The sequence below is a fragment of the Litorimonas sp. RW-G-Af-16 genome, assembly GCF_048319245.1.
Classification (GTDB): domain Bacteria; phylum Pseudomonadota; class Alphaproteobacteria; order Caulobacterales; family Maricaulaceae; genus Litorimonas.
On record NZ_CP166993.1, the window covers coordinates 1,971,909 to 1,997,871 of the forward strand.

Here is a 25,963-nt window from a genome sequence, read left to right on the forward strand (position 1 = left end):
CCCGCAGTTTAGCGGGGAGATTGGGGCAATAGCAAGGCTATCATGACAGCTTCGTGCGGAGAGCTTGAGACGTATTTGGCCGCGAATTTCTGATCGCCAAGGGCCGCGTCAATGGCTGGGCTGAGACTTATGGCTGTCATATGCGATGTATCAGGCGAGAGCGCGGCTAGCGTTTTAGCGGCTAGTGGGGAATATAGCGCTACATAAGAGAGAGCTGCCAAATCCACGTCCGGCAAGGCAGTCACGGGAGCGGATTGATAATAGAGATCGCGTTGTGCCGAATAGCCCGCGGCTTGTAAATCCTCAATGATTGAGCCCCGAACATGCTTGCCCGCACAATGCACAATTTTCGTATTTTTAGGCACTACCGCTCGCACCAATGCCGTGACATCCTCGGATTGCCCATCGGCCGACAGCACATCCCCGAACCCAGCCGAGCGAGCGGCTAAGGCTGTTTTGTCACCAACTGTGATGACTGCGTGGTGCGTGCTAAAATCAAAACTTTGATACGCCAGAACGCCATTCGCCGACGTAAATATGAGGGTCGCACTTGAGTCAGGTTTTTGCGGCGAATTTTGGGGCGGCGTAACGTCTAACAAAGGCGCAATGATAGGCGCATATCCTGCAGCCTGCCACGCGGCGGCGCTATCGACTGCACCTGGCCGCGTTCGCGTAATCCAGATAGTTTTCAGTCGTCCCATAGGACGCGATCCCCAATCTCGATGCGCATATCGCGCCCCATATTAAACCCTAAATCATAAGCTTCGCCAACGCTATGACACGGCGCAGCGCGTCGGTCACTGATCTGGAATGTCCCGTCTTTAGCCAGCACTTGCCCGCGCAAATCTAGATGCCCATCAGACCAGTTCCCCAGGGCTGCAATCGGCGTGCGGCATGAGCCGTCCAGCGCGCGCAGGAACGCTCGCTCTGCCGTAATTGCGAGTTCTGTCGCACGATGATTAAGGGGGCTAGCATAACTTTTATACGGTCGTCTTCCGCGCGGCTCTCTATCCCAATCGCGCCTTGAGCTGGGGCAGGTAGCATTGTGTCAACAGAGATAGCCTCTGTAATTTCATGGTCCTGCTCCAACCGCCGTAATCCTGCGCAAGCCAGCATTGTCGCATCGCACACCCCGTCCTCAAGCTTCTTTAAACGTGTCCCGACATTTCCGCGCAGCAAACAGAATTGAAGATCAGGCCGTTGCGTCAAAAGCTGCGCCCGCCGACGAATAGACGCCGAGCCGACCATTGCGCCTTTCGGTAATTCTGCCAGCGTTTTGTATTTTCGGGAGATGAACGCGTCGCGTACATCGGCGCGTTCTAAAATAGCGTAAATGCGCAGGTCGTTATGCCCCACAGTGGGAACATCTTTCATTGAATGGACGGCGACATCAATGCGCTTATCCAATAAAGCGATTTCCAGCTCCCGCGTGAACAACCCTTTGCCGCCAAAGTCTTTTAAATCCCCTTGAATGGTATCGCCAGATGTTTTCAGAATCTTGATCGGGAAGTCGAGCAGGTCGCCATCATTTTGCTCAACCAAAAAGCGCTGCACGAGGTGCGCTTGATAGAGCGCCAGTGGCGATCCGCGGGTACCGATGATGACGGGAGTCTGTTGCATATTCGCGTTTTCTTCCTTATCCAGCGCGCATGGCTTTACCTGTAAATACAGACCCAATGCAAGGCGCGACCTTAACCGTATTAGGGATTGAAAGCAGTTGCGATGAGACGGCGGCTTCTGTCTTGCGGCGAGCACCTGACGGGATGCTGACACTGCTCTCCTCTATCGTCGCCAGCCAAGACGAGGAGCATCGCCCCTTTGGCGGAGTTGTGCCAGAAATCGCGGCCCGCGCGCACATGCTAAAACTCGAATCTATTATCGCAAAGGCGGTGAAAGTGTCTGGTGTTCAATATAGCGAAATCGACGGTGTGGCTGCCACAGCTGGCCCGGGTTTAATTGGCGGTGTTATTGCAGGATTGATGAGTGCCAAAGGTCTTGCCATGAGCTTGGGAAAACCGCTCATCGCAGTCAATCACCTCGAAGGTCATGCGCTTTCGCCTCTGCTGTCAGAGCCCTGCCCGTTTCCATATTTGCTGCTCTTGATTTCTGGCGGTCACTCGCAGCTTTTGTCCGTCACTGGCCTCGGCGAGTATGAACGGCTCGGCAGCACGATTGACGACGCGGCAGGCGAGGCGTTTGACAAGTCAGCCAAGGTAATGGGGCTAGGATTTCCTGGCGGACCACAAGTCGAAATATGGGCCAAGCGTGGCGATCCAGACAGCATCCCCCTGCCCCGTCCCCTGATTGACCGCGACAATGCAGACTTCTCTTTTGCGGGCCTGAAAACGGCAGTCGCCCGTGCTTATGAAGCCAGCGATAAATCTGACCTAGCCAAAGCCAATATCTGCGCGAGCTTCCAACGCGCGGTAGCAGATGTCCTCGGCGACCGCACACGGCGCGCCATGGTGATGTTTCGCAAACGGGTCGGCGACGGACCGCAGAGATTTGTCGTTGCGGGGGGCGTGGCTGCGAATACAGAATTACGCGCAAGGCTGACAGCCGTCTGCGAAGACAATGATTTCAAGCTCATCGCACCGCCTCTCAAATTTTGCGGTGATAACGCGGCGATGATCGCTCTGGCAGGGGCCGAACGGTTAGCAGCAGGGCACAGTGATCCCCTATACGCGCCCGCGCGCCCCCGCTGGCCGCTGGATAAAGAATCCGCCCAAGCAAATCCAGCGTCCGGCCACGGCAAGAAAGGCCCAAAATCATGAGCGAATTTATTGTCTACACCGAAGATAAACCTGACAGCCTTCACGTTCGCCAAGCAGCCAGAGACGCACACCTCTCATGGATCAAAGCCCCCTCTGACGTTACGCTGTTGGTCGCAGGTCCGTGGCTAGACGATCAGGGAGACATGCGCGGGAGTCTATTAATCGTAGACGCCGCAGACATAACGACTGTTCAAAATTGGTTGGCGGATGATCCATATTTGGCGGCTGGCCTTCCCGCCTCTGTTATGATCAAACCTTATAAATGGCTACTGGGGCAATCGACCAAATAAGCGAACATAATAATCGGGAGAGATCAATGGGATTAGACTTGGTGAGTGCAAATGCTCTAGAAGATCGCGGCGCGAGAGAGCCCGTTAATCCCCCTGTTTTCGATATTAAACCTCCACTCAATCTTGGCACGGCGGCTAATTTCACCAACGGCCAACCCTTTGACGCTTTCAAAATCATGCGCGAAACGGCGCCTGTTATGTGGCACAGCCTGTCGGGTAAAAACCTTGAAGGGTTTTGGGCGCTAACACGATATGAAGATGTTCGCGCGGCCAACCTAGATACCAAGACTTTCTCGTCGCAAAAGGGCGGGATCATGATGGCCTATCCATCAGACGATCGTCGCCACCCGCAGCTACACTCCGCTTCGCTAGACACCATGATCTGCCTTGACGCGCCTCATCACATGCAGCTCCGCCGAGAGCATATGGCCTATTTCACGCCGGGCTATGTCCGGGACCTGAAAGTTAAAGTTGATGCTAAGATCAGCGAGTTGCTCGACGATATGGCGACTCAGGCTGTCGACAATAAAGTCGATATGGTCGAAGTGTTTTCATCACAACTTCCCCTTTTCACACTCTGCGAAATGCTCGGTATTCCAGAGGCGGATCGTCCAAAAATTCGCGAGTGGATGAATATGTTAGAGTTAGCACAATATATTTTGGAAAGTTCCGACTTTACTAATGTCGATCCCGCGCAAGTCATGCAGTTTATGAGCGGTGTGCAAGACATGTTCGCTTATGGCCGCGCCGCTCTGTTGGACAGACGTGCCAATCCGCGGCAAGACCTTCTCTCTGCGATTGCCAATGTCGAGATCGACGGGGCGAAATTACCAGATGAATTCTTAGACGGATCATGGTTGCTGATTGTGATCGCAGGCAATGACACGACGCGCAATTCGCTGTCCGGCACAATGAAGTTGTTGACCGAATTTCCGCAGGCGAAGGCAGACCTCATGGTTGATCCAGAGCTGATCCCGAACATGGTTCACGAAGCCGTCCGCATGGTTAGTCCCGTCATGTATATGCGCCGCACCGCGACCCAAGACACACAGATCGGTGCGCAGAAAATCGCGGAAGGCGAGAAGGTTATCCTCTATTACGGGGCCGCTAATCGCGATCCCGAGAAATTTGAAAGCCCTGATGTCTTCGATATTCGCCGCGCCAATGCCAAAGAGCATATCGCCTTCGGCACGGGTCCACATGTCTGCTTAGGTCAGCGGGTTGCGAATATGCAGTTGGAAGCCGCCTACCGCCAAATCTTAGCGCGATACCCCAATATCTCTTGGACAGGAGAACAGGAAATTTTGCCGAATGGCTTCACTCATTCTATTGGCAAGTTGATAGTAGATTTGGGATAGTTGCAACTTTCTTGAGAGCGCAGACGTAGTAACCTCATAACTAATCGAGGTTTTTATGTCCGCTTCCACCGCCCTCATCGCTTTTGTTGCGACTGTCGTTTTCTTCTTTGCCATAGATATGGTGTGGCTCGCCAAGGTCGCACGCGGCTTTTATGCCGAGCAACTCGGCGACCTCATGGCAGAGAATGTGCATTGGGGTGTCGCGTTAGCGTTTTACACGCTCTATTGCGTCGGCATCGTGATATTTGCGGTGCGACCTGGATTAACCGCGAACTCAGCGTTGACCGCGGTCATGTGGGGCGCACTCTTTGGCTTTTTTTGCTATGCGACTTATGATCTTACCAACCTCGCGACGACACGCGATTGGCCAGCGAAGATGGTCATTGTAGATATTATTTGGGGTACTGTTTTGACAGGCACGGTCGCGGGACTTGCAACTTGGGTTACTCTTTTTTTACGCGCGCATAAAGCCCTAATGGCCGCTACCAAATGCGCCAGTTTTCACGCTATAATCTGTCGCGATTTCATAATCAGGATCATCATCAGAATCGATGATTAACTGTCCTGCACGATTAAGCAGCGTGTGACACTGTCGCGTTAAGTGACGTAATTGGATCGCTTTACCCGCTTGCGTATATTTTGCGGCTAAGTTTTCAATGGCTTGTAGCGCCGACTGATCCACGACGCGGCTATCATTGAAATCAACAATCACTTTGTCGGGATCGCCCGCAACGTCGAACAACTCAGAGAAACCTTCGACTGAGCCAAAGAAGAGAGGGCCTTCGATTTTGTAGACTTTCGTATCGCCTTCCATTTCCGTATCGGCGTCAATACGGCGGGATGCATTCCATGCATAAGCGAGCGCTGAGACAATCACACCAACGACGACAGCAACTGCCAAGTCTTCCCACACTGTCACAAGCGTCACGAGGAAAATCACAAATGCATCAAGTTTTGGGATACGGCGCATGATTGTCAGTGACTGCCAAGCAAATGTGCCGATCACGACCATGAACATCACACCCACAAGCGCCGCAAGGGGAATCTGCTCGATCACGGGGGAGGCAAACAGAATAAATGCGAGTAAGAATAGGGCTGCTGAAATGCCTGACAAGCGTGTACGCCCGCCAGATTTTACATTGATCATTGATTGACCGATCATCGCGCAACCGCCCATGCCGCCAAAGAAACCTGTCACCACATTCGCGGCGCCTTGCGCGACGCACTCTTGGCTCGCGCCGCCGCGCTCTTCTTTAATCTCGCCAATCAGGTTGAGCGTCAGCAAGCTTTCGATCAAACCAATGGCTGCCAAAATAATTGAATAGGGCGCGATGATTTTGAACGTCTCCAGATTGAACGGCACGCTCGGGATATGGAATGCTGGAAGGCCGCCTTTAATCGAGGCCATGTCGCCCACGCGCGGAACATCGAGGCCAAAGCCAATCACAATCGCTGCGACGATACCGATCCCTGCGAGGGGGGCTGGTATAATCTTCGTTACTTTCGGCGTTGCCCAGATCAGGAACATGGTCAGCGCCACTAGCGCGAGCATCATATACAATGTCGTGCCCTGCATCCATGTGCCGTAGAGCATGTTGAATGGGCCGTGATGTTCGCCCGCTGGCGCTGGCTCAGTTTGGAATTGTGTCATCTGCGCCAGGAAAATCACAATCGCGAGGCCGTTGACAAACCCTAGCATCACGGGGTGTGGGACAAGGCGAATGAACTTACCGAGTTTAAACACACCCGCCAAGACTTGTAGGATTCCCATTAAAACAACTGTTGCAAAAAGATATTCCACGCCGTGCTGCGCAACTAGCGCGACCATGACAACGGCCAACGCACCTGTCGCGCCAGAGATCATGCCAGGGCGGCCACCAAAAACGGCCGTGATCAGTCCAACAATAAAGGCTGCGTAAAGCCCTACCAGCGGATGCACGCCAGCCACGAACGCAAACGCCACCGCTTCGGGCACTAACGCCAAAGCCACAGTGAGGCCTGACAAGATTTCAGTTTTAATTCGGTTGGGTGTAAACACCAGCGGCCCATCATTGCGGCGTGAGGGAATGGAGATGCGGTCAGCAAAGGCTGAGAGGGTAGAACGTATCATGGGGAGCCCTGATCCTGTTGGATGCGGTCTTGCGACCTTCGGATTAGAGCGCGGCCTATCCTGAATAGGGCGAAGGGTCAACCACAGCGCAGAGTGAATTACTGTATTCGGACGATGGTGCCGACCCACCATAAAAAAACCCGCCTAGCGTAAAGATAGGCGGTTTTCTCAATGTTCAGTTATGGTGTCTAGCGCGCCTCAAGGGCTGCAGTCAGTTCGTCGCCTTTGGCCTGTTTGAGCGCGGCGCACAGTTCAATGCTCTCTACGACTTGTTTAAGCGAGCGCTCATAACCCGGAATCAGTTCCGCATTTGCGTCAAAGAAGTCTTTGACTTCGTCGCGTTCTGCAAGCGAGCAATACCCACGTACCAAACCTGGCAGTCCGCCCTTGCGTACATCGGGTACGCGCCCTGTAACGAAAGGCTCAAAGTTCGCTTTTAACCATTCCCAAGTTTGTGCACTTTGCGTCTCATTCCCCATCATCACAGACAAAAGCGAGAGCGCTTGCCGCCCTGTCATTGTCTCTGTATCCGTTAGGGCGAGGCTCCGCAGGCGGTCTCCTATAGCGGGATCAGTCGTCTTGCCAAGCGCCCCTATCGCGGCGCCTTTTTCAAAGCTAGACCCATTTTTGACCATCTCCAGCAGGGGCTCCAAGGCATCCGCCCCACGCTCCCTCATGGTTGCACGCAGCGCGGTCGATAGCATATTTGACGCAATGGCAGTTTTGTCCGCAGCTCCGTCCAACCCCAAATAGGCCGCGCCTTGCTTTGCGAAGTTCGCACGCAGAGTTGCGTCTTGTCCGCGTTCGATCAAATTGCTGGCAAGGGCTGGAAGGTAGAGATTGGCCTCCACCGTGTCCTTGCCAAGATTCGCCTGATAGCGGTCCGCATACATATCCCGCGTCAATTTCGCGAGAGCTTCGTCGGCATCTAACTCGTCTTCCATAAAGCCCAGCAACGCACCTGAGCCCTGCGCGACTTCATATTCAGGGTGCTTTGCAAAAGCGACCATACCCTTCAGGACAACATCGCTGTCCACCTCTCCCGCGCGGTAAGCGGCAATAAGGCTATCTTGAACCGTCAAGACTTCGCGCGTGTTGAGTTGATCTAAATTCAACAAGACATTGTCCCACGCCGCACTGTCCATGGTGAAGCGGTAATACCCTGCGCCGTTTTCATTCAGCGTCACAAAGTCTGCGCAGCCCTCTTTATCTGATATAATTGTCGCGGAGCGGTCCTTCATCAGTGTGCATTGTTTATGTGTGGCGTTGCCATACCCAAATTTAGCGCAGACAGGAATTTGCCAGCTTTGTCCTTGCTCTGTTTTTGAACCGAGTGGCGCGTAGCGTGATTGGCTGAGCGTTAATCTTGTGCGGTTCATATCACAGCTCAACGCGCCCTTCACCAGTGGCACACCAGGCTGATCAACAAAGCTTTTCATCGCTGCGACCACGTCTGGATTACCCGAGCCATCCGCGATGCTTTGGAAAAAATCATCGCCCGTGGCGACATCATCTGCATAGCGTTTCATGTGCAAGCGCACACCATCACGGAACTTCTCTTCACCGACATAACTTTCAAACATGGACAGCACGCCGCCGCCCTTACGATAAGTAATGCCGTCAAATTGATCCATGACGTTTTCAGACCGCTCTAGCGGCTCCCGCACTTTGCGGGTCGTCGACAAGCTATCAATATTCATCGCACCCAGCGACGCATTAAGCGTGACATTATCAAAGCCGCCATCGGGCTGCCAAAGATCAATGCCTTTATTCCCCATCCAAGTGGCGAAGGCCTCATTCAACCAGATGTCTTCCCACCAGACAGGCGTAACAAGATTGCCAAACCATTGATGGGCCAGTTCATGACTGTGCACCCGCGCATAAGCGCGCTTCTGCGAGAGGGGGCATTGTCATCAAGAAGCAGAAGATATTCCCGGTAAACAATCGCACCTGGATTCTCCATCGCCCCAAATGCGTAGTCAGGCGCGGCAATTAAATCTAGCTTCTCATAAGGATATGGCGACCCGAAATACTCTTCCAAAGCTGTCAGAATTCCATTTGTATTTTCGAGCGCATAATCAAAATTCCCGCCCTGCCCACGCGCCCCAATTCCCCGTAATTCCAAAGGTGTGTTCCGAATAGAATTGGGAGGAATGTCAGCCGCTTCAACCACATCATACGGCCCCGCGCCGAACGCAATCAGATAAGTTGGCAGTGGGCGCGTTTGCGCAAATTGATGCTTGACCCAAATTTGTCCTGTGTCCGCATCCACAGTTTCGTTCGTCGTAACTTCAGGCGTGTTGGAATATACAAAGTCATCCTTTGGCGCTGTTATCGATAAGGTGAACGGCACCTTATATTTAGGTTCGTCAAAGCTCGGAAATGCCTCACGTGCGCCGAGCGGTTCAAACTGCGTCACAATATAACCTTCGCCGTCCCGCTTGACTTGATAGGCTGAATTAAGGGCTTGATTATAAGGTGTTGAATATTCCATGCGAAGTGTCACCTTACCCGCTGGCAAAACCTCGTCAGATGACAAGTAAGCTATCCCTGACGGAGCATCTTCATTCGGCAGTTCCGTAAATGTCAGCGGTATAATTTTGTCGCCGATCTTGGCTTCTGCAACGGGAACCGTCATCTCTTTACCGTGCAACCAAATCTTGGATGTCGCGTCCTTGACCTCCACATCAATCTCTACAGTGCCAGAAAATCCCTCTGCATCAGGGTCCATGCGCATGTCGATGCGGTAGCGCTGCGGTACAATATTTTCAGGTAATTGCGCATGTGGAATACTGTCATTGGACACAGTCTTAATTGCATCCATGACTGAACTTTTAGCCCCGTCATTCGAACCGCTACATGCCACTAAAGCGAGGGCGGATACTGTGGTTATGAGGCAAGAATTGAAGATGCGCATAATATGTCCTTTATCTTAGGGCCGTAGGCATAGGGCTATCCGTCCGCAATGCCCACATCAAATTATGGCTCATATGAGCATAAATTTGCGTCAAATTTATCTCGCGCTACGGATTGTTATGCTATAACATGCACGTATGAGCGCGATGCCAGATATCGAAAATAAGGCACAAATTGCTGCCAGCGATGATCGTTTTGATCAACCGCAGCGCAAAGGTCGCCCAGGTCGTTTGCCGCCTGAAGGGTCTGGAATCATCACGCGGCGCATCACGGCGCTCGCAGTTATTGTGGGCTTAATTATGGCCGCGGGTAAGTTCTGGCTCTATGGTCAGACGGGTTCCGTAGGCATCATGGCGTCGCTGGTTCACTCGGCCCTCGACATCGTCGGCGCTATCAGCAGCTTTATCGCCGTGCGCTATGCTGTTAAAAAACCTGACAGCAAATACCGGTTTGGGCGCGGCAAGGCCGAGAGTTTCTCCGCTGTGTTTCAAGTTTGCTTGGTTGTCTTTGCCGCTTTTCATCTGCTCGAAGAAGTCATTGGTCACGTGGGACATTCTCATGGGGTCGAACAATCTGGCTTAGCCATTTTTGTGATGAGTCTTTTTATCGTTATCACTTTCTGGCTGCTGATCGCCCAAAGTTGGGCTATTCGCGCAACGGGATCTATCGCCGTGCGAGGCGACCGTGCGCATTATATGGCAGACCTATTAGCAAACCTATTTGTCATTGGCGGTATCACAATTAGTGCTTTTACGCCTTACGTTTGGGCCGATGCATTGGTGGGCGGCATGATGGCGCTCTGGCTTCTCTGGACAGCGTTCCAAATTGCAAAGCTCGCTTGGGCGCAATTAATGGACATGGAACTCAATGAAGATGAACGCAAAACGCTTGTGCGGCTGGCTATGGAAGACCCTAAAGTCCGGGCCGTTCATGATCTTCGCACCCGTGCCTCTGGCCCGCATTTGCATGTGCAGATGCGCCTTGATTTGGACGAAACATTATCTTTGTCAGATGCCCACGATATAATATTGGGGGCAGAAGCGCGCATGATGGCGGCCTTCCCTGCCGCCGATATTTTGATACACCCCCACCCTGCGGGCTGCGGCCATAGTCACGGGAATTTACGCTTTACCTCCGTGACAAATCCTTAAGCGATTTACTGCAGGATTAAGTTTCCATTATCCATATGAGCGCTACAAAGGCGGAATGCGCACGCTATACCATTTTCCACTTCATCCAGCCTCCCGACAGGCTCGGATTGCGCTTGCCGAGAAGAAACTCAAAATTCGCGAAGAAGTGATTGATCCTTGGAACCCGTCTGACGAATTCCTTGATATGACAGCTGAGGGTGCGCCGCCTGTTTTCGTTGATGTGATCAGCGGGGGAACCATCACAATATCTGGCGTCCGTGCTATTTGTGAATATGCCAATGACGGCAGCACCCGTTTGCCTTTATTATCAGACCATGCGTTTGAACGCGCCGAAGCGCGGCGCATTTGTGCTTGGTTCGAAACCCGGTTTTCCGAAGACGTCGACTCCTACATCCTTTCGGAAAAAGTCGAGAAAACAGTGACGGGTCTGGGCGCGCCCGAGACGGCGGTTCTTCGCGAAGGCCGAGAGCATTTACAATTTCACCTGACCTATCTGACATGGCTATTGGAACGTCGGGACTGGCTGGCGGGCAATCAGTTCTCCCTCGGTGATATTGCGGGGGCGGGGCATATCTCTTGCCTTGATTTTCTCGGCGAAATGAAATGGCGAGATTGGCCCGCTGTCAAAGATTGGTATCAGCGCATCAAATCACGCCCGTCCATGCGCGGTGTATTGAATGACCGTGTGCCAGGGTTTCGCGCCCCTCGCCATTATACCGATCTGGACTTTTAGAAGTTCGCGTGGCGGCGCTCTCCAAATCAGTTATCGCGCGCATTGAGCGTCTAGGGTTTACGCCGCCCTTTATCGCCAATGTGGCGGCACTCGGAGACTCTCCAAAACGTGGCTTGCAAGACTACATCGCCAAGAACCATCACGGATCAATGACGTGGATCGAAGAGACGTTTGAACGCCGCAGCCACCCGCAAAACCTGTGGCCCGATGCCAAGAGTGCGGTCGTGCTGGGCATGAATTACGGTCCCGAGAGTGATCCTCTGCTTTCGCTCGACCAGACCGATAAAGCAACAATTTCTGTCTATGCCAGAAACCGGGATTACCATGATATTATCAAAGGGCGCCTAAAAGAAATTGCAGGTTTGATTGCACGTGACACTGCGGCAGATGTCAAAGTCTTCGTTGATACCGCTCCCCTGATGGAAAAGCCTTTGGCACAGCAGGCAGGACTTGGCTGGCAGGGAAAACACACAAACCTCGTTAGTCGCGATTACGGGTCTTGGCTGTTTCTTGGCACAATCCTAAGCGCCGCTAGCTTAACTCCGACCAATGCAGAGATTGACCATTGCGGGAGTTGCCGCGCCTGTTTGGATGTCTGCCCGACAGAAGCTTTCCCAGCGCCATATCAATTAGATGCGAGGCGTTGCATATCTTATCTGACCATCGAGCATGCGGGCCCAGTTGACTTGGAATTGCGGGCTAAGATGGGAAATCGAATTTACGGCTGCGACGACTGCCTTGCCGTCTGCCCTTGGAATAAATTTGCCGAAGTTTCGCATGAGGCAAAATTAAAGGCGCGGGAAGCACTCAATGCTCCCTCTCTCGCAGAGCTAGCATTGCTCGGGGAAGATGGGTTTCGTTTGCACTTCTCAGGCTCTCCCATCAAGCGCATTGGTTGGCACAGATTTCTTCGGAATGTTCTCTACGCGGTCGGAAATAGCGCCGATCCTGAACTTGTCCATATCGCGGCCACGCATATCAACCATTCTGATCCCGTTGTAAGGGATGCAGCGATTTGGGCCAAAACGCGCCTCACCTGACGTTTACTTGCAATTAGTGAGTTGCAACTAGGGATGATATATTGATCAGGGATGATCGCGGGGGAGATCAGGGATGCGCCAACCGCGATATTCTGAAAAACTGGGCTGGGCAAATGAGACCCGACCACATGTGGTTGTCGTGATCATATGTTTGACGTTGTTACTAACACTCGCCTTCGCTCTCCTCTTGGATTGGCAAACAACACTTCTGTCTGTGACGGCAACTGTCGCGATTGCGAGCTTAATTTTTTCAGTGTTTCGGCTAATTGCTTGCCTGACACCTAAGCCTAAAAACCCAGAAACAAACTCCGCGATAGAACTGCCACCCTACACTGTATTAGTGCCGTTATTTGATGAAGCTAATATGGTCGCAGATTTGATCAAAGGCTTGGAGCGACTAGATTATCCGTGTGAAAGATTACAAATTCTGTTGATTTGCGAAGCCGTAGACCCTGAGACTATTGCCGCTGTGCAAGCACATCTTCGTCCATCATTTGAATTAATTATTGTCCCAAAAGGCACGCCCCAAACCAAGCCACGTGCGCTGAATCACGCGATGCAATATGCTAGCGGCGCCCTAATCACGATCTACGATGCCGAAGACCGTCCCCATCCACAACAACTTCGCACCGCCGCCATGGCCTTTGCAGCGCGTCCAGATTGGCAAGCCCTTCAAGCGCCATTAGATTATTACAACACACACACAAATTGGCTAACCCAACAATTTAGTTTGGAATACGCAGCTTTGTTTCATATTTGGATTCCTTTTCTCTCTCGAATGAGTCTGCCATTTCCATTGGGCGGCACGTCAAACCATATGCGGCGCGAGGTATTAGACGCCGTTGGCGGTTGGGATCCCTATAACGTAACAGAGGATGCTGACCTTAGTTTTCGCTTAGCGCTCAGGCCCGGAAAAATTGGCTATATCGATGTGCCAACAGATGAAGAGGCTGTGGCCAATCTTGCCGATTGGCGGCTACAGCGCGCGCGGTGGATCAAAGGTTTCATGCAGAGTTGGGGCGTCCATATGAGTGCACCTTTTGCGCCAGGCGGTCTGCGCGGCATAGTGCGTTGTTTCACTCTTCAGGTCACGCTTGGCTTTACACTGCTCTCAATTTGGTTTTACATACCCACGCTATTTATTCTCGCCCTCATCTTCGCCTATTTCCAAATGCAAGCCATCCCGATTCAAGTGCCGCCCCTTTATAGTTTTAGCTTTGGCCTCTCGATTGCTGTTGGTATTCTTATTGGCATGATCGGTGCGTATCGGGCGCGAAAACCGCAATTAATTTTATCGGCAGTCTTTATGCCGCTCTATTGGGTTCTATTATTCCGACCCGCAATGCGAGCCTTATGGGAGCTGCGTTACGCACCTTTTCACTGGCACAAAACGCGACATGGTGTTAACCCGCCGCCGAAACTGAAGACTGGCGACACCGCAGCGACACCGCGCGAAGCTGACGGCCCTGCCAATTAATTAAAGGCCTCTGCATGAGTCCCTCCGATGATTTAATGATAAGTTCGATTGCCTTGCTCATTTGTATCGTGCTGGGCATTTTGGGTTTTCGCAATAATTTCAAGGTTCATGATACGCTTAAACCGCATCGCCCCCCATGGATGCTAATCTCGCTCGCCAGCATTGCGACAGGCTTCATGTTGCTCGTTCATATTGCCAATTTAATTGGCTTTGAAACGGGCGGACGGATGTAGCGCTTACCCAAAAAAACACCCGATTCTCGGTGGAGAGAACCGGGCTAAGTTGTGGGAAGGTGAACCCAGATTTGTGAGTTCTATGAGGCCAACGCCTCATACAGATCAGAATTATTGGCAGCGATCTGACGCTGCTCCAGCATCAACTGATCGGATAAGGTTTGCGCCACCAGATTACCCTCTCCCGTCTCAATCACTGTGCCAGTGCGCAGATCAATCGTGACTTGGCTAATGGCCGTGCGACCATTGTCGAGCAAGGCCCGCACACGTAGAGAAATAGTGTCTTGATCCAGCGGTCTCTGGATCTCAATATGATCCCCGCCATTTGACCAATTTACCCATTCTGGCAACGCGCCACCATTACTCAACGTCACGTCCCAACTCCGCACATCTGTGCCGCAGAACATGGGCAAGGTGGAACCAAGCTGCACATTGATATTATGGTCATAGGCAACTGCCTCAATGACAAGGTAGGCGCAATCATGCCCCATGCCGGGAACATAGCTGGCAACCATGCCGCCTCGGAAATCCCGATCTCCAAACATGCGACCATAGTCATCACGATTATCAATCGCGCGATCACGGAAATAACGCTGTAGATCAATCGGCTGTCCTTCTAAGAACTCATAAGGATCAACATCGCCACCCATTTGGCTATCATTGTCGGGTGTTTGAATGTCGACAAATCCGTCCTCATTGACTTGGAGCGAGATCGTCGTTCGCGCGATACCGCCCTCTCCGTCATCCACGACAACTTCAAACACATAAGGTGTGTTTTGCGGCACAGTTGGACTACCCGTGATTTTGCCAGTTATAGGGTCGATCGTCAGCCCAGGCGGAAGGTCAGGTGCTGAGTAAGTTAGCACGCTGTCATCATCTGGGTCATTCGTCACGTCACCCACATTGATTTCAATCGGTTCCCCCGCAACTGGAATTGGCACATCGATAGGCGCTATGATCGGCGCAGGGTTTAGCACGGTCAGCAAGAAGCTGGTCGAAACGCTTTCACCCTCGGGATCAGTGGCCGTAATCGTTACAGGATAAGGCCCGTCAACGGAGGCTGATTTATCAATCGTGCCCGAAATCACACCTGTGACAGGGTCAATCGTTAGACCTTCAGGCAAGCCTTCTGACGTAAAGACCAATGGGCTGTTTTCTATGTCAGTAAACGGTGTCGCAACATCCAGCGGCGGAATCGTTTGCCCGTCCAGATAAGTGCGCGGCGGGAGAGCAGGCGTCTCTGGATCATCAGATGTCACGATGGGTGTATCGTTCACCGGCGCAATATCCAATGTTACCGTGGCCATATCCGTGCCGCCTTCACCGTCATTTATCGTGTAGGTGAAGCTCTCCAAGCCATTGGCATTTGGCGCAGGGTCATAAGCCACCGTGCCGTCAAGATTAAGCGTTACACTCGCTCCGCTCGGCAGTATCGTCGGAAGACCCACCGTAATCGGCGTGCCGTTAATCTCTGTAATGATCAACGCATCACCATCTGGATCAGTATCGTTACTGAGCAAGTCTAGCGTAAGCGGTGTATCTTCAACCGCTGGCAGAATGCCGTCATCTGTGGCAATCGGCGCAGGGTTCTCTACCGTGTAAGTCACAACCGTTGTGAAGCTCTCTCCGCTAGGGTCTGTCGCCGTGACCAGCACCTCATAAACACCAGGATTATTGGGGTCACCCCCCTGACTTGCACTAGGATCAAGCGTGCCAGAGATAATGCCTGTGACGGGATCAAAGCTAAGTCCTGGCGGCAGATCACCCACCGTAATTGTAATCGGCTCCATGAGGTCAGGATCACCGAAATACGGTGTCAGGTACAAGGGTGGAACAGGCGCATCGTCCAGACCAACTTGACCCGGTATATAGTCCTGCGGATCAATCGGTGGATTGTGCGGGTCTTCTGGATCAACCGGCACATCTGGGTTCTGTGGCGTCAGCTCTGGCTGCTCTGGATCAACTGGGATGGGCGTGTCGTTAACAGGGGTTACGTCAATCGTCACCGTCGCTACATCTGTGCCGCCTTCGCCGTCACTGATCGTGTAACCGAAAGTCACGGGTCCGAAATAATTGAGACGCGGGCTGAAAGTCGTTGAGCCATCAGAATTGACAGTAAGCGTGCCTTCGGGAATGAGCGTCGCTACGCCAACAGGAATGACTGTGCCGTCAGGCAAGGCGACTGCATCAATCACCAGCGTATCGCCATCAGGATCACTATCGTTCTCTGTCAAAATATTGACGGAAAGCGGCGTATCCTCGACCACGGTATAGCTATCATTGACGGCCACAGGCGCAGGGTTGGAGATTGTGTAGGTGACAATCGTTGTAAAGCTCGCCCCGCTAGGGTCAGTCGCCGTGACAGGAATGTCATACACACCACTCACGCCGCCTTGGCTGGCATCAGGATCAAGTGTGCCAGAAATCGTGGTGCCATCAAATGTGAGGCCTGGAGGAAGGTCGCTTGGCGTGATCGAAAGCGTGACTATGTCACCGGCATCTGGATCACCAAAATATGGCGTCAGGTCGAGCAGTGGCACTGGGCTGCCATCATCACCAATTTGCGCAGGAATATAGTCTTGTGGGTCGACTGGTGGAATGCGTGGGTCGTCAGGGTCTGTTGGATCACCGGGCGTAATTGGGCCTGTCGGTTGCTCGGGATCAACAGGGATAGGGGCATCGTTTACGCCTTCTACTGTCACCGTCACAGTCGCAAGATCAGTTCCGCCTTCCCCGTCGCTGATCAAATAGGTGAAGCTATCCGTCGCCGTCTCTCCAACAGCTAAGCCTTCGTATTGCCCGTTCGGGTCGTAGTCGTAAGACCCATTAGAATTCATGGTCAGCAGCGCGCCGCTTGGTAGTGTAATGACATTACCAGAAGTGATCGCAGTGCCGTTGACTTCTGTCACAACGAGCGTGTCACCATCAGGGTCGCTATCGACACCGCTGCCGTTATCCACGAGGACTGTGTCGCTTAGGACTGTATCTTCATCCGTCACTTCGACATCGTCCACCGCGATTGGCGCAGGGTTAGAGATTGTGTAGGTGACAATCGTTGTAAAGCTCGCGCCGTTTGGATCGGTCGCCGTGACAGGAATGTCGTACACACCACTCACGCCGCCTTGGCTAGCATCAGGATCAGGTGTGCCAAAAATCGTGGTGCCATCAAATGTGAGGCCTGAAGGAAGGTCACTTGGCGTGATCGAAAGCGTGACTATGTCACCGGCATCTGGATCACCAAAATATGGTGTCAGGTCGAGCGGTGGCACCGGGCTGCTGTCATCACCGATTTGCGCAGGAATATAGTCTTGCGGGTCAACAGGCGGGACTCGTGGGTCGTCTGGGTCTGTTGGATCACCGGGCGTAATCGGACCTGTCGGCTGTTCGGGATCAACAGGGATCGGGGCGTCGTTCACGCCTTCGATTGTGACAGTTACCATTGCCAGATCAGTCCCGCCTTCACCGTCGCTCACCAAATATGTCAAGCTCGTTATAGCAGTTTCGCCAACAGCCAAAGCCTCAAACTCGCCATTTGGATCAAAGCTATAGCTGCCGTCAGGACTAACTGTGAACAGACCGCCAGTCGATCCAGCAATCGGGGTGCCGAGATTCGCGGCGTCACTATTGACTTCAGCAATAATCAACGCGTCCCCATCAGGGTCGGTATCCGTACCATTACCATTATCCGCCGTGATCAGATTACCCGTCAAGGCCGGGGCATCTTCTGTGACCGTGAACACATCGTCTTGCGCTGTCGGAATAGGGTTGGTGATGGTGTAGGTGAACTGGCTAACAAAGCTGTCGCCATTATTATCTGTCACCCCGACATTGATTGTATAGACACCATTCACGCCGCCCTGCGACGCATCGGCCGCTGGCGTGCCAGATATAGATGTGCCGTCAAAGATGAGTCCCGCGGGCAAATCAACTGGTGCAATCGTCAGCGTGATCACGTCCGTTGTATCAGGGTCCGTAAAGAAACGACTAATATCTAATGGGGTCGAAAGTTCGCTATCCACACCCGTCTGGTCTGGGATGAAATCGGTGCGGTCAACTGGAAGGTTTGGATCACCTGGTATTTGCGGAATGATCGGCTCGTTCACACCGTCAATCGTGATGGTGACAACTGCGTTGCTCGTGCCGTCCTCACCGTCATCAATGACATAACCAAAGCTATCTGTCGCCGTCTCGCCCAAAGCCAGCGCATCATAAACACCGTTCGGATTATAGTCATAGGTACCGTCACTGTTCATTGTCAGCAAAGCGCCGCTCGGCAGAGTAATCTGCCCTCCAGACGCTATCGCCATGCCGTTGACTTGCGTCACGGTCAGCGCGTCACCGTCAGGATCTATATCTAGTCCATTGCTATTGTCTGTCAAAACAGACTCGGACAGGGTCGCGTTGGCATCCGTGGTCTCCATGTCGTTTTGCGCGATGGGAGCTGGATTTGTGACGGTATATTCGACTTGCGTTACAAAGCTGTCGCCATTGCTATCCGTAACAGTCACGGGGATCGTGTAAACGCCGCCCGTTCCGCCTTGGCTTGCACTATTGTCGAGCGTGCCAGAGATGATCCCATTGACCAATGTCAGGCCTGGCGGCAGATCGCTTGGCGTTGCCGTGAAAGTGAGGGTGTCTGTCGTATCTGGATCATTAAAATAAATGTTCAAGTCCAGAGCTGCTGGCGCCAGATTATCGATGCCTGTTTGGGGCGGAATAAAATCTGTGCGGTCAGTCGGCACCGTTGGATCGCCTGGAATTTCAGGAATAATGACGTCATTAACGCCGTTGATCGTAATCACCAAATTAGCCGTATCTGTGCCGCCCTGCCCGTCAGATGCGGTGTAGGTGAAAGTTTCGTTGAGACTTTCTGTGACGCCGAGCCCTTGCACAGCTGCATCGGTATTATCGAGCGCATAAGAATAACTGCCGTCTGTATTGATCGTCAGCGTTCCATATGTGCCGATGACGATGGTCGGTGTGCCTGATACAACAGTATTTCCGTCAATACCCGATACAATCAGCGGGTCAGAATCCAGGTCGCTATCGAGGCCATTCGTCGGGTCGTTATCAGTAATGACGTTGCCTGTTGCAGGCGCGGCGACATCTTCGGTCACCTCGTTGATATTATTTTCAGCCACGGGGTCATTATTGCCGTCGCTATTGAGTGTCACAGTCGCACTATCCGTATCTATTCCGTCAGAGATCGTATATTGGAACGTGTCTGTGCCAGTGAATGTCGCGAGCGTTGTGACATTCACAGTGCCGTCACCATTCACAACAACGATTGTGCCAGACGTCAGCGTCACAGTTTGCCCTGCCGCCGTAATCGCAATCGGATTGGCCGCGTCAGCTGGATCGATAATTTCGGTGATCGTCAGCGGGTCATTTTCTTCGTCAAAATCATTATCACCCACAACATCAATCGGCGTTGACGTGCCGCCAATAACGCTGACCGGGCCATCATCCATCGCGTCAATTTCATTAACGGGAATAACAGTAATCGTCGACACAGCATCCGGGCTGATATTGATTGAATTATCGAGATTGAAGATTAGATTACGATCGGCCGCTGTCGGGTCTTCGCTCTTATTTTCATAAGTGATAGCCTGCACCAAATCCGTCAAATCACCATCCGAGAGCAAAGCGCCGCCTGTGCCTGTGATAGAGAATTGCGAGCCATCAAACACAACGACTGCTGTCGCACCACTGGTCAGTATGACTGATGCAGTTTCCGCTACGCCCGCTTCAAAGTCTTCGCCGCCAAGGGTAAAGACCTCATTCGCACCGTCAGAAATATTGTTCAGACGAATGGTAAGTTCTGGGAAATCGCTGAAAGCGCTATCCGTAATGCTGACATCATCTGCCACAGTGATTGGCGCGTCGCCCTCGGTGAAGGTGTCAGCATAGCCTTTGTCAGGGCTGACCAAAGTCACATCGCTAAGGGTCACTGTCTCACGGCTCAGCAACGCAAATGTGCCGCCGCCACCATTATATTCATAGGTCAGCGTAAAGCCGCTTACATCGCGGTAGCCAATCTGGAATTGCGCTTCAGGGTCAGCGCCGCCAGAAATCTGTGTGCCCGCAAATTCAATGCGATCACCAAAATTTGTGATGTCTAACGTCGTTGCGGAATCAACGGCATAGCCAATCAAACCCTCGGTAGAAACAGTTACAATTTCTCCGCGTGTTGGGTCCAGCGGGTCACCGTCAATATCTACGATACTGGGCAAGACGTCACCAAAGTAAGGTGTGTTTGTGCCTTCTAAGAAAAACTCCCAGCGGATTTCAGCTGTGGTTCCAGTTGTCAAAGTATTAGCCGCCCGCCCCCCTGGGGATAGGCCGAAGGTGACTTCACCGCCCGTTGAAAGACTAACCACAGTTGCGCGCAAGGTCAGCGGCATACCGTCGGCCGTTACGGATGCTCCCGTCCATTCAGCGATTTGGCCTGCTGCCGTTGTCGCACCTGTAGTCACAGGCCCGCTCATATTGGCAATTTCAACGCCGCCCGTCAGGGCTGCCGCTGTGCCGCCAAGATGGCTGTCATCTGTATCAAGGTCGAGGCAAGGCTCTGCGTCAAATGTCGCGTCGCGGAAATCCAAATCAGACGCCAAAGGCACACCCAGCGAGGCGTCATTATCTGCATCTGGCAGTGTGCCGTCCAATGGTGCGATACCCTCATTCACAACAAAGCCGTCATTCACATTGCCTGTTAGCTGTGTTTCAAACACATCGAACAAGCCGTCACCATCCGTGTCCGTCGTCGCGTTTGACAGGCCTGTCATTGGTGCCGCGCCAAGACCCGCTTCCTGCGTATCGTTCAAGCCGTCATTATCGGAATCCGTATCGAGATAGTCTGGCGTTGTGTCAGGGGTCGTCGCGCCGCTATCTGTGTTCACGGGGGTCAGGCCCGCTGGGCTGTAATTATCATCAAGCCCATCGCCATTGACGTCCGTCATCAACGCGCCCGTGCCAGACGGGGCCACATACCCTGCCGTGGTCTGCGCCTCGATATTATCAGTAATGCCGTCATTATCAGAGTCGATGTCGAGATAGTCTGCGATACCGTCGCCATCTGTATCGGGTGCTGGGATAACGAAGGACAGAGCCGGGTTTCTGGCCCCGTCATTGCTTGTCGTCGGCGCAACGCCTGCGGCGACAAGAACTGGCGTTGGGTTATTTGTATCAAAGCCGTCAATCCGGTATATATTTGATGTATCGTTATCAGAGACGTAAAATTCCGTATCACCATCAGCATTTGTGGCAGCCCATGTCGCCCCAAACCGAGCGCCAGGAATTTGCATGGAAAACGCCGTTTGCGTGGCTGCTGCTCCGGTAATATCCACAACCAGCAGAACATTATCGCGCACACCATAGAGCCGGCCATCTATCGTAGAATAGTCGAGCGCTTCGCGCTGGTCGCCTGTGCGGGTGAGCGTAGTCGTCGTTCCATCGGCCAAATCAACCAGATAAAAGTCTTGGCCTGCGATGAAGAGCGAGCCATCAATAACGTCGCCTGATTTAATCGTTGACGGGTCGGCAGCCGTTGTTGCGCCAACGCGGAAGGTTTCCCCGTCCAAATCAATACGCACCAAGTCACCCGCAGAGACAGTGGCGCCCAGTGCGTCCGAACCCGCTGTCTGCGCAATGCCGTACAAGAAGCCTGTGGCGGGATCAAAGCCAGTATTGTTATATGCAAAGCCAGCAGCCGTGCCGATTTCGACATAGACACCTGTAGACGGATCGAGCGTAAATAACTGCCCCGGACCCGAGGCCATATCGTTGATAACTTGATAGGCTGCATTAGACGCACCGAAGCTGTCAGCTGTACCAAGTGTTCCTGTGACGGGAGAAACTGGCGCATTTGGATCAAAACCGGCCTCGACCGTATCCAAAATGCCATCATTGTCATCGTCAATATCATCAATGTTGGCCACACCGTCGCCGTCAGTATCCAAGTTGAGCATGACATTGGCGACATCAAAACCGCCTTGTCCGTCAGAAACCTGATATGCAAAACTCTGATCTGTCGGGGTGCCTAACGGTACGGTGACATTAAATGTGCCGTCAGTTTGAGGTGTCAATATAACACCCGATGCAAGAGTGATTGGAGTGCCGCCCACAAAGTCTGGGGTGATAGGTGCGCTCGGGTTCGTTGGGTCGATGATCTGGCTAATGAATAAGGGGTCACCATCGGGATCCCCATCCGCACCCCCGCCATTATTGGCAATTAAATTGATATTGCTCGGTGTGCCTGGCACAATAGTTTGGATGTCATTTACTGCCAGAGGCGGAGCGTTTGAGGCGCCGATAGTAATTGTCACTGTGTCAGTTTCCGTTACACCGCCAGATGTGACGGTATAATCAAATGTTGCTTGACCGATAAAACTAGCCGTGGGCGTGAAAGTTACATTCCCCGCTGTGTCGGTCATGATGCTACCAGACGTCGGTGTCGTATAATTTGTGACGCTCGGTGTACCCTCGAAGTTATCGATGGCAGCATTTCCTACTCCTGTCAGGACATTAAACGTGATCGCCGTTGCGTCGTCTGTTGACAGCGTGTCGGCGACTATATCCGCGATCGGATTAACTGTGACAGAAATCGTATCTGTCACGACGGCAGCCACACCGTCATCCGCGGTGATGGTAATCGGGATTGTCCCCAAAACGGAGGTGTTGAAATCTGCACTTGGTGCAAAATTCACAGCTTCAAGGGAGTTTTGCAAAGCGTCATCACTTCCAACCATAGTCAGAGTTGATGTGCCGTTGCCCGTAATTGTTACACCATTTGTGACAAATCCAGACAAAGTGCCATGGGCTGGGTCAACAGAGAAAACCAAGGTTATAGACGCTGAGTCGGAGTCAAGAATTGACCCGCTAAAATTACTGTTGCCGTCTTCATCAACTGTCAGCGTTGCTGGAAAACCACTCAGAACGGGTGGCACATTCGGTGTCGTCGCATCCCGGAAATCAACGTCAGCTGAGAGCGGTATGATGACACCTGTTGCATCGCCATCACTGTCTGGGAAAGCAATCGCGCCTGTGGCAATAGACTCGTTGACGTTAAACCCATCGCTGGAATTCGTCCCGCCTTGCGTCTCAAATACGTCAAACAATCCGTCGCCATCAAGATCGTTCGCAGAACTCGATAGACCCGTGGCTATTGTCCCTGTGCCGCCTTCAACTGCATCATCAGCGCCTTCATTATCAGAATTCGTATCGCGGAAATCGGCGACATCGTCGCCATCTGTATCAACAGGGTTCAAGCCAAAACTGCCTGCCCCGTCTACCGTGCCATTGGGCGTTGCATCATAACGATCATCTAGGCCGTCATTATCTGCGTCCAGCATGGCGTTACCGATCCCGCTTGGGGCGGTATAAGCGCCCGTGCCTTGCGCTTCGATGTTATCTGTGATGCCGTCATTATCGCTGTCGATGTCGAGGTAGTCGTCAATACCGTCACCATCACTATCGACGGCTGTAAGGAGACCGAAATTGATAGCATCAATGGCGAGAAATGTTGAAATATCAGACGAGTTCGGGCCGCCAGAATTTGTCCCATCACTTTTAGGAACAATTAGGATTCGGTCATAGTTTTGAGTCGCCGTAAAGCTAATCAGGTATTCTTGCCATTCAGTCGTGTTGGAAATGACGGGGGTCTCACCCAACAAATCCACATCGGAATTAGCCGCGATTGTCGTCGAGTTTGTTGTATTTAACTGGGTTGGGTCGGTTGTCGCTCCGTCGATCCCTTCAATAATCGTCGAACCTGTGCGAATGCCATAAATTTCAAATTGTCCTGGTTGGTTGAAAAATCCTCCCGCTACATTATCCAACGTCATCTGATAGGCGGCAAAAGACAAGCCGACCTGTTGCCCGACAAGCACAGGGACATCCAATTCTAATTGGATGACCTCTTGTGCGAAGTTTTCACCTGAATGCAGTCCAGAATAGTTATCGCCCTCATAGGCTGCCAGATGTGTTGTTGAAGCTGAACCCGATCCTTCAACTAAATTGGCATTTGTGAAAAAACCTGCCGAACCTGCAAAATTAGATAGCGGCGTTCCACTGCCAGCTGGAAAAGCTTGATCAAAACCGTCGCGGCGAGAATTGGATATGGCCTGGTTTGTGCCTGTTGGGTTTTCAAAGTTTTCAGTCGTGCCTTGCGTCAGGAGCAATTCGTTGACATCCAAAACACCGTCATTGTCATCATCGATGTCAGCATCATCATTGACGCTGTCCCCGTCCGTATCTGTACCAGTGGCTGATGCAGACGTTATCGCGTAGTCAATTTCTTGAATCAAAATACCATTGGGTGTTCCTGATGTGCGGTAATGCTCAATTTCAATATTGGCGATATTATCTGTCGGGGAGAAAAAACTCGTTCTGCCAACAGAATTGGCGCCGTTCGCATTGCTGCCCGAATAAAGCGCTATAGCCCCAGTATATAGCGAGACGCCAAAGGCTGTTACGCCAACTGTCGATTGGTCATTGTGGGATATAGTGACAGAGGCCGTAATATCATTGCCTGCGCTGTCCCGGACAACAAAGCGTAGCTCTTCATTGCCAGAGGAGTCAGAATTATGAAACGCCGTTGTGATTGAGACTTGAGATTGCGGCGTTGACAAATTGATATTGTAGTCAGATCCGACGCCAACTGCCGTGAAGCCACGACCCATACCTAGGCCGAATGTTGCTCCGTCATTTTGCAGAGCGTCACCGCTAACAGTGGTGATTTGAACTGTAACACCATCAGCCCCAATAACTGTCGAACTGCTGCCGCTATGCCCTGCAACAAGCTCGGCTGTATCGAGTGTATCAGCTAGCACGCCGCCAAAATCTAAGATAACAAACGCGCGAGCCTCAATCGCTCCCTCTCGGATTTCAAGATTCCAATCACCGCCCAAGTCAGTCGCGCCAGTATCATTAATCGAGGCCGCAATATCAGCCCCTGTAGCATCTGCCAGCGCCTTGACTGCGGCGCTATTTGCCCCGAAATCACAGCCATAGATTAGAATATCAGCATCAGCTGAAAGCGCGCTTGCGATGATATTTAATTCATCAGCATGTTCGCTTTTCATACTGGCTTCCGTCAGCGTGGCTGTGCCTAATTCCAAGGCTCCAGAAGTTCCGTGGGATAGGATATGAATGGTATCGACATCGGTTCGTCCATTCAAAGCTGCCGCGATTTGCGCTAAACCATCTGTGCTTTGGTCAATCAAAATCACTTCGACGCCCATTGGCACCGCATCGACTAGCGTTTGGTAGTCCCCAATTGATGTATCGATAAAGGCGATCTCTGTGCGGTCATCATTCCCTGCCATCTGCGCAATATCAGCCCACTCTAGCCGCTCTGCGATAGGTGTAATGGGCGCTTTGCCAAAAGCTGCGTCCGCAGTTTCAGCGATGGGGGTAATTGGGGCTTTCGCGTAAAACTCGGACTGTGTCTCAGACGTCCATTCGGCCGTCCAATCGGCCGTCCAATCGGCGGTTGTGCTCGCGTCCTGCGTGATCAGTTCTTCTGATGTATCAAGCGCCGAGAGCAATTCCATGTTCATCAGGGCAGAACTTTGCAGGAGGCTCGTTGTGTCAGGCCCGCCGTTAAAAATTGCTTCCATCGCGTCTGTCACATTTTGTGTTTCTATTGCATCAAAGGCGACTTCGGCCCCCGTTACAAACCCTGCTGCATCCAGGAGGATACGAGGTTCGAGTGCCCGTAAACCAAGGTCTAGTTTTGGCGTGGTTGGTGAAAATGAGTTGATGTTTTTGTTCTGCGATTTCTTTGACATGGTATTTTTCCTGCATGATCAAGCCAAAATTTGGCGTAGCGGTAACGGTCGGCTCCCCGCAGCGTTTTGCGCTGCACGTCGGAGGCCGTCCG

At 52.3% G+C, this 25,963-nt stretch carries 15 protein-coding genes and 1 pseudogene; 9 read left to right on the plus strand and 7 right to left on the minus strand.

What is annotated here, in order from left to right:
* Positions 1-8: 8 nt before the first annotated feature.
* Genes AB8615_RS09750 through hemC form a run of 3 tightly spaced genes read right to left on the minus strand, consistent with a single transcriptional unit; the run spans position 9 to position 1,620 of the window.
* Complete coding sequence (locus AB8615_RS09750) at positions 9-701, minus strand: uroporphyrinogen-III synthase (RefSeq protein ID WP_409432403.1); 693 nt, start codon at positions 699-701, stop codon at positions 9-11.
* A complete protein-coding gene (locus AB8615_RS09755; RefSeq protein WP_418153081.1) occupies positions 689-937 on the minus strand; it encodes a hypothetical protein in 249 nt (82 codons plus the stop codon). The genes AB8615_RS09750 and AB8615_RS09755 overlap by 13 nt, the downstream gene beginning before the upstream one ends.
* On the minus strand, positions 847-1,620 hold the full coding sequence (gene hemC, locus AB8615_RS09760; protein ID WP_418152334.1) for a hydroxymethylbilane synthase: 774 nt from the start codon (positions 1,618-1,620) through the stop codon (positions 847-849). Before hemC ends, AB8615_RS09755 begins: the two co-directional genes overlap by 91 nt.
* Before the next feature lie 29 nt (positions 1,621-1,649).
* On the opposite strand from hemC, the gene tsaD reads away from it, so the two are divergent.
* Genes tsaD through AB8615_RS09780 form a run of 4 tightly spaced genes read left to right on the plus strand, consistent with a single transcriptional unit; the run spans position 1,650 to position 4,981 of the window.
* Positions 1,650-2,774: a tRNA (adenosine(37)-N6)-threonylcarbamoyltransferase complex transferase subunit TsaD gene (gene tsaD, locus AB8615_RS09765; protein ID WP_409432405.1), complete on the plus strand. Its 1,125-nt coding sequence runs from the start codon at positions 1,650-1,652 to the stop codon at positions 2,772-2,774.
* Entirely contained in the window at positions 2,771-3,064 is a 294-nt protein-coding gene (locus AB8615_RS09770; protein ID WP_409432406.1) for a YciI family protein, read from the plus strand. The genes tsaD and AB8615_RS09770 overlap by 4 nt, the downstream gene beginning before the upstream one ends.
* A 26-nt stretch (positions 3,065-3,090) precedes the next feature.
* Complete coding sequence (locus AB8615_RS09775; RefSeq protein WP_409432407.1) at positions 3,091-4,422, plus strand: cytochrome P450; 1,332 nt, start codon at positions 3,091-3,093, stop codon at positions 4,420-4,422.
* A gap of 55 nt (positions 4,423-4,477) precedes the next feature.
* On the plus strand, positions 4,478-4,981 hold the full coding sequence (locus AB8615_RS09780; protein ID WP_418152335.1) for a DUF2177 family protein: 504 nt from the start codon (positions 4,478-4,480) through the stop codon (positions 4,979-4,981).
* Here AB8615_RS09780 and AB8615_RS09785 read toward each other — a convergent pair.
* The 3 genes and pseudogenes from AB8615_RS09785 to AB8615_RS09795 form a co-directional block, all read right to left on the minus strand.
* Positions 4,895-6,532 (minus strand): SulP family inorganic anion transporter, encoded by a 1,638-nt coding sequence (locus AB8615_RS09785; protein ID WP_409432409.1) that lies wholly within the window; start codon positions 6,530-6,532, stop codon positions 4,895-4,897. The genes AB8615_RS09780 and AB8615_RS09785 overlap by 87 nt on opposite strands.
* 188 nt (positions 6,533-6,720) lie before the next feature.
* Positions 6,721-7,971 (minus strand): ERAP1-like C-terminal domain-containing protein, encoded by a 1,251-nt coding sequence (locus AB8615_RS09790; RefSeq protein ID WP_418153083.1) that lies wholly within the window; start codon positions 7,969-7,971, stop codon positions 6,721-6,723.
* 54 nt (positions 7,972-8,025) lie between these two features.
* Positions 8,026-9,449, minus strand: a pseudogene (locus AB8615_RS09795) (M1 family metallopeptidase); the annotation flags it as partial.
* 136 nt (positions 9,450-9,585) lie between these two features.
* Here AB8615_RS09795 and AB8615_RS09800 point away from each other — a divergent pair.
* The 5 genes from AB8615_RS09800 to AB8615_RS09820 all read left to right on the plus strand — a co-directional run bounded on the left by AB8615_RS09800 (position 9,586) and on the right by AB8615_RS09820 (position 14,082).
* The gene (locus AB8615_RS09800) at positions 9,586-10,599 is read left to right on the plus strand and encodes a cation diffusion facilitator family transporter (protein WP_409432411.1); all 1,014 of its coding nucleotides are present in this window, start codon (positions 9,586-9,588) and stop codon (positions 10,597-10,599) included.
* A gap of 55 nt (positions 10,600-10,654) precedes the next feature.
* Positions 10,655-11,332 carry a glutathione S-transferase family protein gene (locus AB8615_RS09805; RefSeq protein ID WP_409432412.1) on the plus strand — a complete coding sequence of 226 codons (678 nt, stop codon included), beginning with the start codon at positions 10,655-10,657 and terminating at the stop codon, positions 11,330-11,332.
* Positions 11,333-11,340: 8 nt separating this feature from the next.
* On the plus strand, positions 11,341-12,372 hold the full coding sequence (gene queG, locus AB8615_RS09810) for a tRNA epoxyqueuosine(34) reductase QueG (RefSeq protein WP_409432413.1): 1,032 nt from the start codon (positions 11,341-11,343) through the stop codon (positions 12,370-12,372).
* Between the two features lie 73 nt (positions 12,373-12,445).
* On the plus strand, positions 12,446-13,849 hold the full coding sequence (locus tag AB8615_RS09815) for a glycosyltransferase family 2 protein (RefSeq protein WP_409432414.1): 1,404 nt from the start codon (positions 12,446-12,448) through the stop codon (positions 13,847-13,849).
* Between the two features lie 14 nt (positions 13,850-13,863).
* Positions 13,864-14,082 carry a hypothetical protein gene (locus AB8615_RS09820; protein WP_409432415.1) on the plus strand — a complete coding sequence of 73 codons (219 nt, stop codon included), beginning with the start codon at positions 13,864-13,866 and terminating at the stop codon, positions 14,080-14,082.
* A gap of 80 nt (positions 14,083-14,162) precedes the next feature.
* Here the strand turns inward: AB8615_RS09820 and AB8615_RS09825 are convergent, their stop codons facing one another.
* Positions 14,163-25,871, minus strand: a complete 11,709-nt coding sequence (locus tag AB8615_RS09825; RefSeq protein WP_418152336.1) for an Ig-like domain-containing protein — start codon at positions 25,869-25,871, stop codon at positions 14,163-14,165.
* Positions 25,872-25,963 lie beyond the last annotated feature (92 nt).